Here is a 15,082-nt window from a genome sequence, read left to right as displayed (position 1 = left end):
CAACAGGAGCGTCGCGCCGCCATTCCCGAGGCGGACGACGAAAAAAGGCCCGCCCGGTCCACGGCCCCGTCGAATGGTGGGGTGCGTGGGCCCGGGCGGGCCGGACTACCTTCGGCGTCAACTTCCGCCGGACGGACGCTTGATCAGCGGGCCGTGCCGACGGAGGTGGACGCCTGACTCTTGCTTTCAGTCAAGGCATCACCTCCTTTCGTCTGCGGAGGATTTACTAATCACCCGCTTCGCGCCGCGCCACCCGTCGGGCGGCGTTTTCGAGGCCGCCCGTCGAGCAGCCAGGCGAGCGGGCGGGGCTCACGCGGCCACGAACTGACGTTCCACGAGCCGCCGGTACAGGCCCTCCTGGCCCATGAGCGTGGCGTGGTCGCCGCTCTGCACCACCTGGCCGCCCTCCATCACCACCACCCGGTCCGCGCCCACCACCGTGGACAGCCGGTGGGCGATGATGAGCGTGGTGCGCCCCTGCATCAGCCGCTCCAGGGCCTCCTGCACCAGGTGTTCGCTCTCGGCGTCCAGGGCGCTCGTCGCCTCGTCGAGCACGAGCAGGCGCGGATCCTTGAGCACCGCGCGGGCGATGGCGATTCGCTGCTTCTGGCCGCCGGACAGCTGCACGCCGCGCTCGCCCACCAGGGTGCGGTAGCCCTCGGGGAAGCGGGAGACGAAGTCGTGGGCGTTGGCGGCGCGCGCGGCGGCCTCCACCTCGGCGTCCGAGGCGGCCGGCCGGCCGTAGCGGATGTTGTCCGCGATGGACGAGGCGAAGAGCATGGGCTCCTGGGCCACCGTGCCCACCTGCTGGCGCAGCCACTCCGGGTCGAGTCCGGTGAGCTCCCGCCCGTCCAGCCGCACCCGGCCCTCCTGCGGGTCGTACATGCGCGCGAGCAGCGCGGCGATGGTGGACTTGCCCGCGCCCGAGGGGCCCACGATGGCCACCACCTCGCCCGGGGCCACGTCCAGGTGCACGCCCTTGAGCACCGGCACGTCCCGGCGCGTGGGGTAGGCGAAGCGCACGTCCTGGAACTCCACGTGGCCGCGCACGCTCGCCAGCCGCTCGCCCCCGGAGGCGGGGATGGCCGGCACGCGGTCCGTCAGCTCGAACACCCGCTCGGCCGCGCCCGAGGCGCGCATGAAGTCCGCCCACAGGTCCGCCAGCGACCCCAGGGCCACGGCCACCATGAGCGAGTAGATGAGGAAGGAGGTGAGGTTGCCCACCGTCATGGCACCGTCCAACACCAGCCGCCCGCCGTACCAGAGCACCACCGCCGAGGCGAGGTAGCCCGCGGAGGAGGCGCCCGCGAGGAAGTACGAGGACTGCATGATGCGCCGGCGCGCCACGTCGTACGCGCGCTCGGTGGCGGAGCGGTAGCGCTCCACCTCGTGGCGCTCGGCGGCGAAGGACCGCACGGTGCGCACCCCCGACAGGCTCTCCTCGGCCACCTCGTTGGCGGCGGCCAGCGCGTCCTGGGCCTCCTTGGACAGCCCACGCACCTTGCGCCCGTAGGACACCGCGCCCACCGCCACCGCGGGCACGATGGCGAGCATCAGCGCGGTGAGCACCGGCGAGGTGTAGAGCAGGAGCGCGATGCCGCCGAGCGCCTGGGCCGCGTTGCGCAGCGCCATGGAGATGTTCACGCTCACCGTGTTCTGCAGCACCGTGGTGTCCGAGGACAGCCGGTTGGTGAGCTCACCCGTCTTGCGCTCGTCGAAGAAGCCCACCTCCTGGGACAAGAGGCTCTGGAAGAGATCCTGGCGCAGCCGCGTCACCACGCGCTCGCCCGCGGTGGTGAACAGGTAGTAGCGCAGCGCCATGGCCACGCCCTGCACGAGGAAGACGCCCACCATGGCCAGGGCGATGCGGTCGATGCGGGCGCGGTCCCCCGCGTGCAGCGCCTGGTCGATGATGTCGCCGATGACCTTCGGGTACACGAGCCCGAGCGCGCTGGCCACGAGCAGGAAGAGCGTGCCCAGCAGGATGCGGCGCGCCTGGGGCCGGGCCAGTCCCATGATGCGGCGGAACGTGACGCGGGAGAAGCGGGGTTTCTTGTTGGCGGGAGCGGGGGTCGGAGCGGGGTCGGACACGCGCGCAGCCTAACGCGGCGCGGGCCCGGTGGGAGTTTCCCCGCCTCCAGCCGGTGCGCCGCCCGCCTGGCCGCCCGGCTCAGCCGCCGCGCAGCAGCGCTTCCACCCGGGCCACGTCCCCGGGCACGTCCACCGCCACCGAGCGGCCCGTCACCTGCCCACAGCGGATGCGCACGCCGTGCTCCAGCGCTCGGAGTTGCTCCAACTTTTCCGCGCCCTCCAGCGGGGTGGGGCTCAGCCGCGCGAGCCGCATCAGCGCCGGACGCCGGTAGCCGTACAGCCCCAGGTGGGCCCAGCGCGGCACGGGAGGCCCCTCGGCGGGCTCGCGCACGAAGGGCAGGGCGGCGCGGCTGAAGTAGAGCGCGTCCCCGTTGACCGCCAGCACCGCCTTCACCACATGGGGGTTGTGCACCTCCTCGGCGTCCAACGGCCGCACCAGCGTGCCCATCTGCACCTCCGGGTCGGCGAAGAGGCCCGCCAGCACCCGCAGGGACTCCGGGTCCACCAGCGGCTCATCTCCCTGCACATTCACCCACACCTCCACGTCCGCGCGGGCCCGGGCCACCTCGGCCACCCGGTCCGTGCCCGTGGCGCAGTCCGGCGACGTCATCACCGCCGTGCCGCCAAAGCGCGCCACCTCGTCCTGGATGCGCCGGTCATCCGTGGCCACCAGCACGTCCGCGAACACGCGCGCCTCCTGACAGCGCCGCCACACGTGCTCGATCATCGTCCGGCCGGCGATGAGCGCCAGGGGCTTGCCGGGAAAACGCGTGCTGGCGTAGCGGGCGGGGATGACGGCGACGGGGTAGGGCGCGGGCATGAGACGGGCTGTCTATCAGATTCAGGACGCTGCATGGCCCCCCCGGTCCGTGGAGCACTGGCCTAACAGGTGACCATGCATAGCTTCGGCCATCATGAAGGTTCTCCACATCGTCGGGGCTCGCCCCAATTTCATGAAGGTCGCGCCCATCCATCGGGCCATCCGTGAGCGCGGCGTGCTCTCTCAAGTCCTGGTGCACACCGGCCAGCACTACGACGTGAAGATGAGTGACGTCTTCTTCACCGACCTGGGCATGCCCGCGCCGGACATCCACCTGGGCATCGGCTCGGGCAGTCACACCGAGCAGACGGCCCGGGTGATGCTCGAGCTGGAGAAGGTCTTCACCGCCGAGAAGCCCGACATCGTCTCCGTCGTGGGCGACGTCAACAGCACCCTGGCCGGGGCGCTCGTGGCGGCGAAGATGGGCATCCAGCTCGCGCACGTGGAGGCGGGCCTGCGCAGCGGCGACCCCACCATGCCCGAGGAGATCAACCGCCTGCTCACCGATCGCGTGTCGGACCTGCTCCTCACGCCCTCGGCCGACGCGGACGCCAACCTGCTGCGCGAGGGCCTGGAGCGCTCGCGCATCCATCTGGTGGGCAACGTGATGATCGACTCCCTGCTGGGAGCGCGCGAGCAGGCGCTGCGCCTGCCCACCCTCAAGGACCTGGGCTTCAGCCCGCGGGGCTACGCCGTGTGCACCCTGCACCGCGCCTCCAACGTGGACGACGCCCAGACGCTGCGCGGCCTCTTGTCGGCGCTCGCCCACGTGGCCAGCCGCCTGCCCGTCGTCTTCCCCGTCCACCCGCGCACCCGCAAGCGCATCGCGGACATGGGGCTGGGCGCGAGCCTGGAGCGCACCCCGGGCCTGCACCTGGTGGATCCGCTGGGCTACCTCGAGTTCCTCGCCCTCACCTCCCAGGCCCGGCTCGTCTTCACCGACTCGGGCGGCCTGCAGGAGGAGACGACCGTGCTCGGCATCCCCTGCCTCACCGTGCGCGAGAACACCGAGCGGCCCGTCACCGTGGACGTGGGCACCAACCTCGTCGTGGGCACCGACCCCGCCCGCATCCAGCAGGCGGCCGACCGCATCCTCGATGGCCACGAGAAGAAGGGCCGCGTGCCCGACATGTGGGATGGCCGCTCCGGCGAGCGCATCGCCCGGCTGTACGAGCAGGTGCTCGGCGTGGGCGAAACGCCCCGTCTCGCCGCCGTCTAGGCATGGTAAGTGCGGCGCCACGCCGCATGCATCCCACCGACGACGAGGCCTCTCCCGCGCCCTCTGACGCGCCTGTCCGTGAGTCCACCGGCGTGCCGGAGGGCTTCTCCGAGACGACCTTCGTCGTCGAGCCGAACTACGCCGGGTGGCGGCTCGACCGCTACCTCGCGCAGAAGCTCCGGCGGCTGTCGCGCGAGCGGCTCCAGGGCATCATCCAGCGCGGCGTCGTGGGCGAGGGCCGTCGGCTCAAGCCCTCCACGCCCGTCTACCCCGGGCTCGTCTTCCGCCTGCGTCGGCCCGCCCGGGTCGAACCCGAGACGCCCACCCACCTGCCCATCCTCTTCGAGGACGACTGGCTCGTGGTGGTGGACAAGCCCGCCGGCCTGCCGCTGCACCCCACCGCGCGCTACGACAAGGGCACGCTCGTGTCCCTGCTGCGCGAGCGCCTGGACCGGCCCTCCGCGGAGCCCGCCCACCGCCTGGACCGCGAGACGAGCGGACTGGTCGTCTGTGGACGCACCACCGAGGCCTGCCGGGTGCTGGGCCGACTCTTCATGTCCCGCGAGGTCCACAAGGAGTACCTGGCTGTCTGCGAGGGCCACCCCGCGGCGGACCACTTCCGCGTGGACGCGCCCATCGCCGAGGGCACCGAGCTCATCCGCATCGCCGTGCGGATCGATCCCGTCGCGGGCCGGCCCAGCCACACCCGCTTCGAGGTGCTCGAGCGCTTCCGGCGCGCGGGGGAGCCCTTCGCCCTGGTGCGCTGCTTTCCCGAGACGGGCCGCCAGCATCAGATCCGCATCCACCTGCGCGAGGCGGGCCACCCCCTGGTCGGGGACAAGATGTATGGCCCGGATCCGGGCTACTTCGACCGCTTCAGCAAGCGCTGCCTGGAGCCGGAAGCCTGGACGCGCCTGCGCCTGCCCCGCCACGCGCTGCACGCCGCGCGCATCGCCTTTCCCCACCCGGACACGGGTCAACCGGTTTGCTTCGAGTCCCCATTGCCCGAGGATCTCCGGGACTTCATCGCGGGTCGGCCTCCGGGGCAGTCCGACGGCAGCGAGACGGAGGGTGCATAAACTTCTCGCATGAGTGAAGTGCCATCCTCGTGCGACGAGGGCTCCGGGCTCCTGGGTCATCGCTTGAGCCTGGAGGCCGAGGACCCGTCCGACATCCTGCTGGATTTGTTGCCCGATGGGCTGTTCGCCGTGGACGCGGACTGGCGCATCACCTTCGTGAACAGCGTGGCCGAGCGGCTGTTCGGGCGCCCGCGCGAGGCGCTGTTGGGCCGGATGCTGTGGACGGAGTTCCCGCTGCTCTTGGACACCCCGTTCGGCACGGCGTACCTGCGCGCGCGCAGCGAGGGCCTGCCCCTCACGGTGGAGAGCCTCACCTCCCACAACGCCAGTTGGTACGAGGCGCGCGCGGTGCCCTGGGGCCGGGGGCTGGTGGTGCTCTTCCGGGACGTGACGGCGCGGCACCTGGCGGAGCTCGCCCGGGAGCGCAGCGCCAGCCGGCTCGCGCTCTTGCAGGAGGTGACGGTGAAGCTGTGCGCGGCGGCCTCCGCGGCGGACGTCGTGGACGTGCTCGCGCGCAACGCCCTGGCCGCCCTGGAGGCCCGGAGCCTGTCCATTGGCCTGCCCGAGTCGGACCGGCGCACGTTGCGCGTGCTGCACCGGGACCACCTGGCCGGCGGTCCGGGCTACCGGCTGGAGCGCGTGCGGCTGGAGTCCGACGTGGCCCTCACCCGGGTCTTCCGCTCGGACGTGCCCGAGTGGCAGGGCTCGGTGGCCGCCCTGCCCATCCGCACCAAGGGCCGCTCGCTCGCGGTGATGTGCATCGCGTTCACGCCCCCGCGCACCTTCGACGACGCGGACCGCTCCTTCCTGCTGTCGCTCGCCCACCAGGCCGGACTCGCGCTGGAGCGGGCCCGGCTCTACGACAAGGAGCAGGAGGCGTGCGCCGACGCCGAGCGCCAGCGCGCCCGGTTGCACGCGCTGGTGATGCAGGCCCCCATGGCGGTGAGTGTCATGCGGGGCCCCTCGCATGTCATCGAGCTGGACAATCCGCCCCACCGCGCGCTGCTCGGCGGTCGGGACGTGGTGGGGCAACCCGCCCACGAGGCCCTGCCCGGTCTGGCCTCCCTGGGCCTGCTGGAGGAGCTCGATCGGGCCTATGCCTACGGCGAGCCCTTCCTGGCGCGCGAGATGTCCGTGCGCATGGATCTGACGACCGGGGCCCTGGCGGAGGAGCACTTCCACCACGTGCGCTACCAGCCCCTGAGGGATGCCTCGGGACGGGTGGACGGCGTGGCCTTCTTCGGCTTCGACGTGACGGATCAGGTGCGCGCGCGGCGCGACCTGGAGCTGGCGGTCGAGCGGCAACGGCTGCTGTCCGAGGCCAGCACGCTCCTGGGCGACTCGCTCGACTACTCCCTCTCCCTGGAGCGGCTCGCGCGGCTGATGGTGCCCCGGCTCGCCGACTGGTGCTCGGTGCACATGCTCGCCGACAACGGCGAGGTGGAGCTGCTCACCCGGTTGCACCGGGACGAGACGCACGCGGCGGTGGTGGACGAGGTGCTGCGCCTGCAGCCGGTGCACCTGTCGGACGCGTCCGGGCTCGGCCGGGTGCTGCGCACGGGGGAGACGGAGCTCATCGAAACCTGCTCTCCCGAACAGATCCGGAGTCTGGCCCACTCCCCGGAGGCCGCTCGGATGTTGGCCTCCCTGCACATGTCCTCCTCGCTGTGCGTGCCACTGCTGGCCCGTGGACGGGTGCTGGGGGCCTTGCTGCTGGTCCACGACGACAGCGGCCGGCACTTCTCGCGGGAGGACCTGCGCCTGGCGGAGGACCTGGCGCGCCGGGCGGCGTTCAGCGTGGACAACGCCCGGCTCTACCGCGAGGCCCAGGAGGCCATCCGGCTGCGCGACGAGTTCCTGTCCATCGCCAGCCACGAGCTCAAGACGCCCCTCACCTCGCTGCGGCTCCAGCTGTCGTTCCTCGAGCGGCACATGCCCGAGGGGGCCCGCGCGTGCCTCGGGGGCAAGCTGGACATGGCCCACCGTCAGGCCCGGCGCCTCTCGCAGCTCATCACCCTCCTGCTCGACGTGGGCCGCATCGTCACCGGCCGGGTGTCCCTGGAGCGCTCGGAGGTGGACCTGGTGCGCCTGGTGCGCGAGGCCCTGGAGCGCCTGCGTGACATGTTCGCCCAGTCCGGGAGCGAGGTGACGCTGGACGCCCCCGCGCCGGTGCGGGGCCAGTGGGACGCGCTGCGGCTCGAGCAGGTCATCGTCAACCTCTTGTCCAACGCGGCCAAGTACGGCCAGGGCCGGCCCGTCACCGTCTCCGTGCGCGACGGCCCGGACACCGCCCGCCTCGTCGTGCGTGACGAGGGCATCGGCATCGCCGCCGAGGACCTGCCCCGCATCTTCGACCGCTTCGAGCGCGCCGTGAGCGTGCGCCACTACGGCGGCCTGGGCCTGGGGCTCTACATCAGCCGGGAGATCGTGGAGTCCCACGGGGGCCGCGTGCGCGTGGACAGCACGCCGGGTCAGGGCTCCACCTTCACCGTGGAGCTTCCCCGTCGGCCTGGCGGCTGAGCCTCCGGGGCGCCGACCGCCTCCTGCACACGCGTCACATGCGGCTCCACCTTTCTCTTGCGGAGAGGAGGACTCATGGGACAGCGATTGGACATCCTGATCGGAATGGACGTGAAGAGCCGGGATGGGCGCGCTCTGGGCAAGGTCATCGGACTGGCGGACGATGCCTTCGTGGTGGAGCGGGGCGTGTTCTTCGCCCACGACTACCGGGTGCCGTTCCGGGCCGTGGAGACCATCGACCGGGAGCACATCTACCTGAGGCTCGACCGCGCGCAACTGTCCCATGCCCACCTGGGCGACGTGCTCGAGGTGACCGGGCGGCTCACGCCCTCGCCCGCGGCCCTGTCCGCGGCCCGCATGGGCACCGTCGTGGACGAGGACGAGGCGCGGGAGGACGACGCCCCCTCGCGCCCCATCGGCTTCCGGGTGGAGCCGGCGAGCCCCGACTGAGAAGACGTGAAGGGGCTCCGGGAGGAGGGGCGCCCCCCGCAACCCCTCACCGCCTGGCGAGCCCGCTTCAGCTCGCCCGGCGCAGCTCCTCATCCGTGGGCGTCGGGCGCAGCAGGCGAGGGGGGAGCTTGCCGCGCAACGAATCCGTGTAGCGGGTGAAGAGCTGGTACATCACGGGCAGCAACACCAGGGTGAGCACACAGGCGGAGAGGGTTCCCGCCACGATGACCACGGCCAGGGGCTTCTGCGTCTCCGAGCCGATGCCCCGGCTCATGCACGCGGGCACCAGGCCCAGGGCCGCGAGCGACGCGGTCATGAGCACCGGCCGCAGCCGCTCCAGCGCGCCGTGGAGGATGGCCGAGTCCATGGCCTCGCCCGCCGCGCGCCGCTCGGCGATGGCGCTCATCACGAGCACCCCGTTGAGCGACGCCTGGCCGATGAGGGCGATGAAGCCCACCGCGGCCGCCACCGACAGCGGCATGCCCGCCAGGGCCAGGCCGAACACGCCGCCCATGAGCGCGAAGGGCACGTTGAGCAGGGTGATGACGGCGCGGCTGAACGAGTCGAAGGCCTTGAAGAGCAGCAGCAGGGTGATGACGAGCGCCACCGGCACCACCGTGAGCAGCCGGTTCATCGCGCGCTCCTTGCTCTCGAACTCGCCGCCCCACTCGATGCCCACGCCCTGCGGCAGCGGCACCTCGCTGGCCACCTTGGCCCGGGCCTCCTCCACGAACGAGCCCATGTCCCGGCCGCGCACGTTCATGCGGATGCCGATGTAGCGCCGGCCATTCTCGCGGTTGATGGACGCCCGGCCCTCGCCACTGCCCACCTGGGCCAGCGCCTCCAGGGGCACCATCACGCCGCCGTCCACCGGCACGCGCAGCTTGCGGATCTTCTCCACGTCGTCCCGGCTGGAGGAAGGCAGGCGGATGACCACGTCGAACTTGCGCTCGCCCTCCCAGAACTCGCTCACCGGCTGGCCGCCGAGCGCTGTCTGGAGCACGTGCTGGAAGTCCTCCATGTCCAGGCCGTGGCGCGCGAGCGCCATGCGGTCCGGCGACACCTGCACCTGCATCACCGGCGCGCTCTTGACCAGGCCCAGGTCCGCCACGCCCTCCACGCGCGAGATGGTGCCCTTCACCTTCTCCGCCAGCGTCTGCAGCGCCGCCAGGTCGTCGCCGAAGAGCTTCACGGCGATCTGCCCCTGCTGGCCGGAGATGCTCTCGTTGACGTTGTCGCCGATGGGCTGGCTGAAGTTCACCTCCAGGCCGGGGATGCCGTCGATGGGCCGCTTGAGCCGGTCCATCACGTCATCCAGCGTGGGCGTGTCCTTGGGCCACTCGTGGGGCGGGCGCAGCTTGACGAAGAACTCCAGGTTGTTGGTGAGCTTGGCGTCCGTGCCGTCCTCGGGCCGGCCGAGCGCCGAGAGCACCTGCTCCACCTGGGGCGCCTCCTCGAGGATCTTCGTGATGCGCGGCACGAGCTTGCGCCCCTCGTTGAGGGAGATGTTCGAGGGCAGGCTGAACGTCATGTAGATGCTGCCCTCGTTGAGCGCGGGCAGGAACTCGCTGCCCAGCCGGGGCAGGGTGATGCCCGCGGCCACGAGGCCCACGGTCGCCAGCGCCAGCACCACCGCGGGCCGCTTGAGGGAGAACTTGAGCACCGGGGCATAGGCGCGCTCGGCCAGCTTGAGCACGGGGCTCTCGCGGTGCTTGACGCCCTTGCGGTAGGCGAACGAGGCGAGCACCGGCACCAGCGTCACCGAGAAGATGAGCGCGCCCACGAGCGCCGCCACCACCGTGTTGGCCATGGGGCTGAACATGCGCCCCTCCACCCGCTCCAGCATGAAGATGGGCAGGTAGGCCGCGATGATGATGAGCATGGCGAAGACCGTGGGCCGCACCACCTGGCTCGTCGCCTGGCGGATGCGCGCGTCCACCGAGACCTCTTCCTGGCCGGGTTTGTTCGCCGCGCCATGCCCGTGGTCCATCGCCAGCTTGAGCAGGATGCTTTCGATGATGACCACGCCGCCGTCCACGATGATGCCGAAGTCCACCGCTCCCAGGGACAGGAGGTTGGCCGACATGCCGCGCATCTTCAGGTAGATGAAGGACGTGAGCAGCGACAGGGGGATGAGCGTGCCCACCACCAGCGCCGCGCGCAGGTCCAACAGGAAGATGAAGAGCACCAGCGTCACCACGATGCCGCCTTCCAGCAGGTTGTGGCCCACCGTCTTGAGCGTGGTGTTCACCAGGTCCGTGCGGTCATAGAAGGGGGTGACCTTGGCGCCCTCGGGCGCGAGCCGGTGGTTGATCTCCCCCACCGCGTCGCGCAGCCGGTGGAGCACCTCGGAGGGGTTCTCGCCCCGGCGCATCAGCACGATGCCCTCCACCGTGTCGTAGTCGTCGCCCCGGCTCACCACGCCCTGGCGCGGTGCCCAGCCGTCCGTCACCTCGGCCACGTCCTTGACGAACACGGGCGTGCCCTCGTGCGTGGCCACGCGCACCAGGCGGATGTCGTCCAGGGTGGTGAACAGGCCCTTGCTGCGGATGACGAGCTGCTCCGAGCCGCGCTCGAGGATGCCGCCCGAGGCGTTGCGGCTACCGTCGCGCAGCGCCCGCTCCAGGTCCTCGAGCTGCAGGTCGAAGGCCGCCAGGCGCGCCGGGTCCGGCTGCACGTGCACCTCGCGCAAGAGGCCACCGATGGACACCACGTCCGCGATCCCGTTGACGCGCAGCATCTGCGGGCGCACCACCCACTCCTGCAGCGTGCGCAGCTTCATCGGGTCGCCCTTGGCCCCGGTGAGCGTGTAGCGGTACACCTCGCCGATGGGCGTGGCATACGGGCCCAGCTCCGGGTTGATGCCCTCGGGCAGTTCCGCGTCGCGCAGCCGCTCGAGCACCTGGGCGCGCGCCGCGAGCCCGTCCACCCCGTCATTGAAGGTGAGCGTCACGAAGGACAGGCCGAAGAGCGACAGGTTGCGCAGCCGGTTCATCCCCGGCGTGCCGTTGAGCGCGCGCTCCAGGGGCAGGCCGATCTGCCGCTCCACCTCCTCGGCGGGCTGGCCCGGAAACAGGGTGATGACCTGCACCTGGGTGTCCGTGGGGTCCGGGAAGGCCTCGATGGTGAGCCCCTTGAAGCTCACCCAGCCCCAGATGGCCACCAGCACCGTGAAGAACAGGACCGCGGCCCGGTTCTTCAGGGAGAAATCCACCAACTTGTCGAACATGCGTGTGTCTCCGGGGGAGGGCGCGAAGGGGGGAGGGGACGGCGGCTAGTCGGCCAGTTCGATGGTGTTCTCGAGGAGCAAGGCGCCCCGCGAGACGTAGCGGCTGCCGGCCTCCAGCCCGGCGATGAGGTCCACCTCGGCGCCGCGACGCCGACCCACCGTCACCGGCACGCGCTCGAGGTGGCCCGCCTCCCGGGCCACGAACACCACCGCGCGCTCGCCGTTGGTCACCACCGCGCTGGCCGGCACCCGCACCCGCGTGGCGTCACTGCTCGTCACGGCCGCCATCTCCACGAAGGCGTTGGGCCGCAGCGCCCGGTCCGCGTTGAGCACCCGCGCGCGCACCGACACCGTGCGGCGCTGCGGATCCACCACCTCCGACACCCGCTCCACCGTCCCCTTGCGCACCACCGAGCCGCCCTGGGTGGTGATGCTCACCTCCTGGCCCTCGCGCAGCGCCGGGGCGTCCGCCTCCTGCACGTCCGCCACCACCAGCACCTCGTCCAGGTCGGAGATGCGCACGAGCGGCCGATCGCGCTCGGGCGTCACCTCCTGGCTGTCCACCACGTCCAGGTCCACCACCGTGCCCGCGCGCGGCGCCTTCACCCAGAAGAGGTTGTCCCCCTGCGCCGCCACCGACAGGCTCGAGCGCTTGGCCTGGGCCGCCTGCAGCGAGAGCCGGGCCTGGCGCAGCTCGGCCTCGGCCGACTGGAGATCCTTCTCCGGCGCCGCCTGCAACTGCACGAGCGAGCGCACGCGCTCGGCCACGCGCTGCTTGTCCATCACCTCGGTCTCGGCGCTCTTGAGCTCGCGGTCCAGGTCCGCGAACGCCGCCGAGCGCACGGAGAAGAGCTTGTCGCCGGCCTTCACGCGATCCCCGATGCGCACGCGCAGCTCGTCCACGCGGCCGGTGAGCGGCGTGCCCACGCTCGCCGTGCGGCGCAGGTCCAGGTCCACGCGGCCCGGCGCCGGCAGCGGCACGAGCGCCGGAGCCACGGCCGCCACCGCCAGGTCGATGTACTGCCACTGCGGCCCGTCCGGAGACAGCTGCACGCTCTCGCCCTTCACGATGGGCGCGATGGACGAGGGCGACTCGGCCACGGCGGCCGTGGAGCAGCCCAGCATCGAGCCCAGGGTGACGGCGGCGCCCAGGAGCAGGCTGGCGGAGGTGAGGCCACGGACGAGACGGGAGGCGGGAGCGGTCATGGGAGGGATTCCTGAGAGGGAAAGAGGAAAAGGGGTTCTAGAAGTGGCTGCCCAGCTCGCCGGGGGCCCGGGGCCCGGCGGCGCTCGCGCGCTCGAGCTCCACCGAGAGGTGGTAGGCGTTGAGGTCGAGCTGCGCGGCGTCCAGCAACAGCTGGCCGTAGGTGCGGCGCGCGAAGATGAGGTCCTGCAGCGAGGCGCCGCCCGCCTTCACCGCGGCCTCCAGGCGCCCGACGAGCGAGGACGCCAGGGGCAGGTTCTTCTGGCGCACTTGCGCGCGCCGGGCCTCGAGCGCGTCGCGCTGGGCGATCAGCGCCGTGACGTCCCGCCGCGCCTGGGAGGTGAGCTGCTGGCGCGTGCGCTCGGCCGCCTCGGCCTGGGCGCTCGCGAGCCGCGCGGACGCCTGGCCGTGGTCGAACACGGGCAGCGGGAAGGACATGCCCACGAAGACCGAGTTGAGCTGGTTGCCCGACTCGACGAAGCGGTCATGCACGTAGCCCACGCGGAAGGTGGGGTCCGGCACCCAGCCCCGCCGCGCCAGCGTGAGGCTCTCCTGGGAGCTCTGGCGCTGGGCCTGGAGCGCGCGCAGGTCGGGCCGCTGCGGGAGGTCCTCGGTGTTCGGCGCCTGCGTGCGCGACAGGCGCCGCTCGAGGAAGGAGGCCGCCAGCTCGCGCGCGGAGAAGGGCACGCACGCGAGGCCCGCGGCGCGCGAGCACTCCAGCAGGGCCTCGGACAGGTTGGAATGCTCCTCGGCAAGCTGGCCCTGCAACTGCGCCTCCTCGAGCACCGCCCGGTCCACGTCCAGCCCCGCCGTGTCGCCGCGCTGCTGGCGGATGCGCTCCAGCTCGGTGAGCCGGGCGGCGTCGGCGGCCAGGCCCTCCAGCTCGGCCAGGCGCACCTGCGCGGTGGCCACGGCCGCCACGCGTTGCAGGAAGTCGTACGTGAGCTCGCGCAGCTCCGCCTGCACGTCGAGCGCGGTGGCGGACAGCGCGGCGCGGGCCGAGCGCTGACGGGGGCCGCGCTTGCCCAGCTCCACGAGCTGCGACACGCCGGCCTGGTAGTTGGGCACGTCGCGCAGCCGGTCGAGTCCGGGCGGGTTGGTGGGGCCGAGCGGCAGCGTGTTCCACGACAGATCCAGCTCGGGGTTGGGCAGCAGCTGGGTGCGCGTGAGCTCCGCCTGCGCCTCGTCCACGCGGATGCGCGCCTGGGTGAACTGGGTCGAGCGCTCCCAGAGCAGCGCGGCGACCCCGTCCTCGTCGGGCAGGGAGTCCAGGGTGACGGAGTCGCGGGCGGGAGCGGTGGACGGCGCGGCCTCGCCCTTCGATGCGGCCGAGGCGGCGGGGGTCCCGAGGAGCAGGCAGGAAAGGATGAGGGTTGGAACGCGGCGCAAGGACAAGGCTCCCGGTGGGGTTGTGTCCTGCCATGGCAACATCCATGCCCGGCGCGCTCCAAGAGATTCCGGGGGGTTGGCGTCCACCCCACTTCAAGGAACTTGAAGCGGCGCGTCGGACTTCAAGATCCTTTCATTCAAGAATCTTGAAGTTCCCTCGGGAGGAGATGTGGGTTTGAGCAACCACCGTGTAGGTGCGTGGGCGTTGCTGGTGCTGGTGCTGCACGCGGCGTGTGCCACGGGCGTGCCCCACACGCGGGCGAGGCCTCGACCGGAGGCCGTGCCCGCGGTGGCGTACGACCTGGAGGTCCTGGAGGGGGGCGAGGGGCCAGGCGTCGTGGGGGGCTCCGAGTTCCAGCGAGCCGTGCGGCGGGTGGTTCGGTAGTCGAATCTGGCGCGGCATGGCAGGCGCATGGCGGGCGAGTTCTTCCGGATGCTCACCTTTTGAGGGCGGGGATGCTCTTCACCAAGGTCTTCTACGAAGACAAGACCATCGAGAATGAGCGGTTGGAGCTGACCGACAAAGGCGCGCTCTACTTCCTTGGCGCCAACCTGACGTTGATCAACTGCACGCTCATCTTGAAAGTGCCCGCTCGAAACCTCTTCATCGATGCGGTTCGATTCATCGACTGCACCTTCGAGGTGAAGCAGGAGCTGAAGAACTTCCAGGAGTGGATCGGGGCCTCCCTCAAGGGGTGCCGCTTCAAGGGCCGTTTGTGTGGGAATTCCTTCGGACACTGGCCCGGCTATGCGAAGGGCTACGAGCACGGCGCCATCGAGGACTGTGACTTCACCGAGGCGCGTCTGGACGACTGCCGCTTCATGGGCTGCGATCCGGACACCCTGCGCCTTCCTGGCTGGCCGCACTTCACCGTGGTGGATGTCGCCCGCCGGGCGCCGGAGTTGCTCCGTGTTCCCTGGCCGGGCCGTTCGGGGAACGTCACGGTGAGCGTGATCAACCAGCAGCCTCCGGAGACCGCCGCGCTGACGATGTTCGCCCCGCTCGTCGCGAAGGCGGACGAGTCCACCGAGGAGGACCTCCGCGCGCACATCGCGCGCTTCGACTTCATCCGCGCCTGAG

At 71.5% G+C, this 15,082-nt stretch carries 11 protein-coding genes; 6 read left to right on the top strand and 5 right to left on the bottom strand.

Translation table 11 applies throughout. The features are described 5' to 3' along the window. Nucleotides 1-309 precede the first annotated feature (309 nt). Together I3V78_RS36065 and kdsB are read right to left on the bottom strand one after the other, a co-directional pair. Complete coding sequence (locus tag I3V78_RS36065; protein ID WP_204496923.1) at nucleotides 310-2,016, bottom strand: ABC transporter ATP-binding protein; 1,707 nt, start codon at nucleotides 2,014-2,016, stop codon at nucleotides 310-312. 154 nt (nucleotides 2,017-2,170) lie between these two features. Beyond that, nucleotides 2,171-2,911 (bottom strand): 3-deoxy-manno-octulosonate cytidylyltransferase, encoded by a 741-nt coding sequence (kdsB, locus tag I3V78_RS36060; RefSeq protein WP_204495098.1) that lies wholly within the window; start codon nucleotides 2,909-2,911, stop codon nucleotides 2,171-2,173. A 91-nt stretch (nucleotides 2,912-3,002) separates the two neighbouring features. Between kdsB and wecB the strand changes: the two genes are divergently transcribed. The 4 genes from wecB to I3V78_RS36040 all read left to right on the top strand — a co-directional run bounded on the left by wecB (nucleotide 3,003) and on the right by I3V78_RS36040 (nucleotide 8,179). After that, complete coding sequence (gene wecB, locus I3V78_RS36055) at nucleotides 3,003-4,130, top strand: non-hydrolyzing UDP-N-acetylglucosamine 2-epimerase (RefSeq protein ID WP_204496922.1); 1,128 nt, start codon at nucleotides 3,003-3,005, stop codon at nucleotides 4,128-4,130. A gap of 26 nt (nucleotides 4,131-4,156) precedes the next feature. After that, the gene (locus I3V78_RS36050; RefSeq protein WP_204495096.1) at nucleotides 4,157-5,209 is read left to right on the top strand and encodes an RluA family pseudouridine synthase; all 1,053 of its coding nucleotides are present in this window, start codon (nucleotides 4,157-4,159) and stop codon (nucleotides 5,207-5,209) included. A gap of 9 nt (nucleotides 5,210-5,218) precedes the next feature. Further along, nucleotides 5,219-7,729: an ATP-binding protein gene (locus I3V78_RS36045; protein ID WP_204495093.1), complete on the top strand. Its 2,511-nt coding sequence runs from the start codon at nucleotides 5,219-5,221 to the stop codon at nucleotides 7,727-7,729. A gap of 75 nt (nucleotides 7,730-7,804) precedes the next feature. Further along, nucleotides 7,805-8,179 (top strand): hypothetical protein, encoded by a 375-nt coding sequence (locus I3V78_RS36040; protein ID WP_204495090.1) that lies wholly within the window; start codon nucleotides 7,805-7,807, stop codon nucleotides 8,177-8,179. A 67-nt stretch (nucleotides 8,180-8,246) separates the two neighbouring features. Here I3V78_RS36040 and I3V78_RS36035 read toward each other — a convergent pair whose 3' ends face one another. The 3 genes from I3V78_RS36035 to I3V78_RS36025 are packed head-to-tail and all read right to left on the bottom strand — an operon-like array spanning nucleotide 8,247 to nucleotide 14,001. Beyond that, on the bottom strand, nucleotides 8,247-11,408 hold the full coding sequence (locus tag I3V78_RS36035) for an efflux RND transporter permease subunit (protein WP_204495088.1): 3,162 nt from the start codon (nucleotides 11,406-11,408) through the stop codon (nucleotides 8,247-8,249). A 45-nt stretch (nucleotides 11,409-11,453) separates the two neighbouring features. After that, on the bottom strand, nucleotides 11,454-12,614 hold the full coding sequence (locus I3V78_RS36030) for an efflux RND transporter periplasmic adaptor subunit (protein ID WP_204495086.1): 1,161 nt from the start codon (nucleotides 12,612-12,614) through the stop codon (nucleotides 11,454-11,456). A 37-nt stretch (nucleotides 12,615-12,651) separates the two neighbouring features. After that, nucleotides 12,652-14,001 carry a TolC family protein gene (locus tag I3V78_RS36025; protein WP_204495084.1) on the bottom strand — a complete coding sequence of 450 codons (1,350 nt, stop codon included), beginning with the start codon at nucleotides 13,999-14,001 and terminating at the stop codon, nucleotides 12,652-12,654. A 175-nt stretch (nucleotides 14,002-14,176) separates the two neighbouring features. Here I3V78_RS36025 and I3V78_RS36020 point away from each other — a divergent pair, with 175 nt between their 5' ends. Beyond that, entirely contained in the window at nucleotides 14,177-14,386 is a 210-nt protein-coding gene (locus I3V78_RS36020) for a hypothetical protein (protein ID WP_204495082.1), read from the top strand. Between the two features lie 71 nt (nucleotides 14,387-14,457). Further along, nucleotides 14,458-15,081, top strand: coding sequence for a hypothetical protein (locus I3V78_RS36015; RefSeq protein WP_204495080.1), 624 nt, complete (start codon nucleotides 14,458-14,460; stop codon nucleotides 15,079-15,081). The last annotated feature ends 1 nt before the right edge of the window (nucleotide 15,082 follow it).

Source organism: Archangium primigenium (assembly GCF_016904885.1).
GTDB lineage: Bacteria > Myxococcota > Myxococcia > Myxococcales > Myxococcaceae > Cystobacter > Cystobacter primigenius.
The sequence above is the reverse complement of the archived record's forward strand: the minus strand, read 5'-3'. Positions and strand labels throughout refer to the sequence as shown.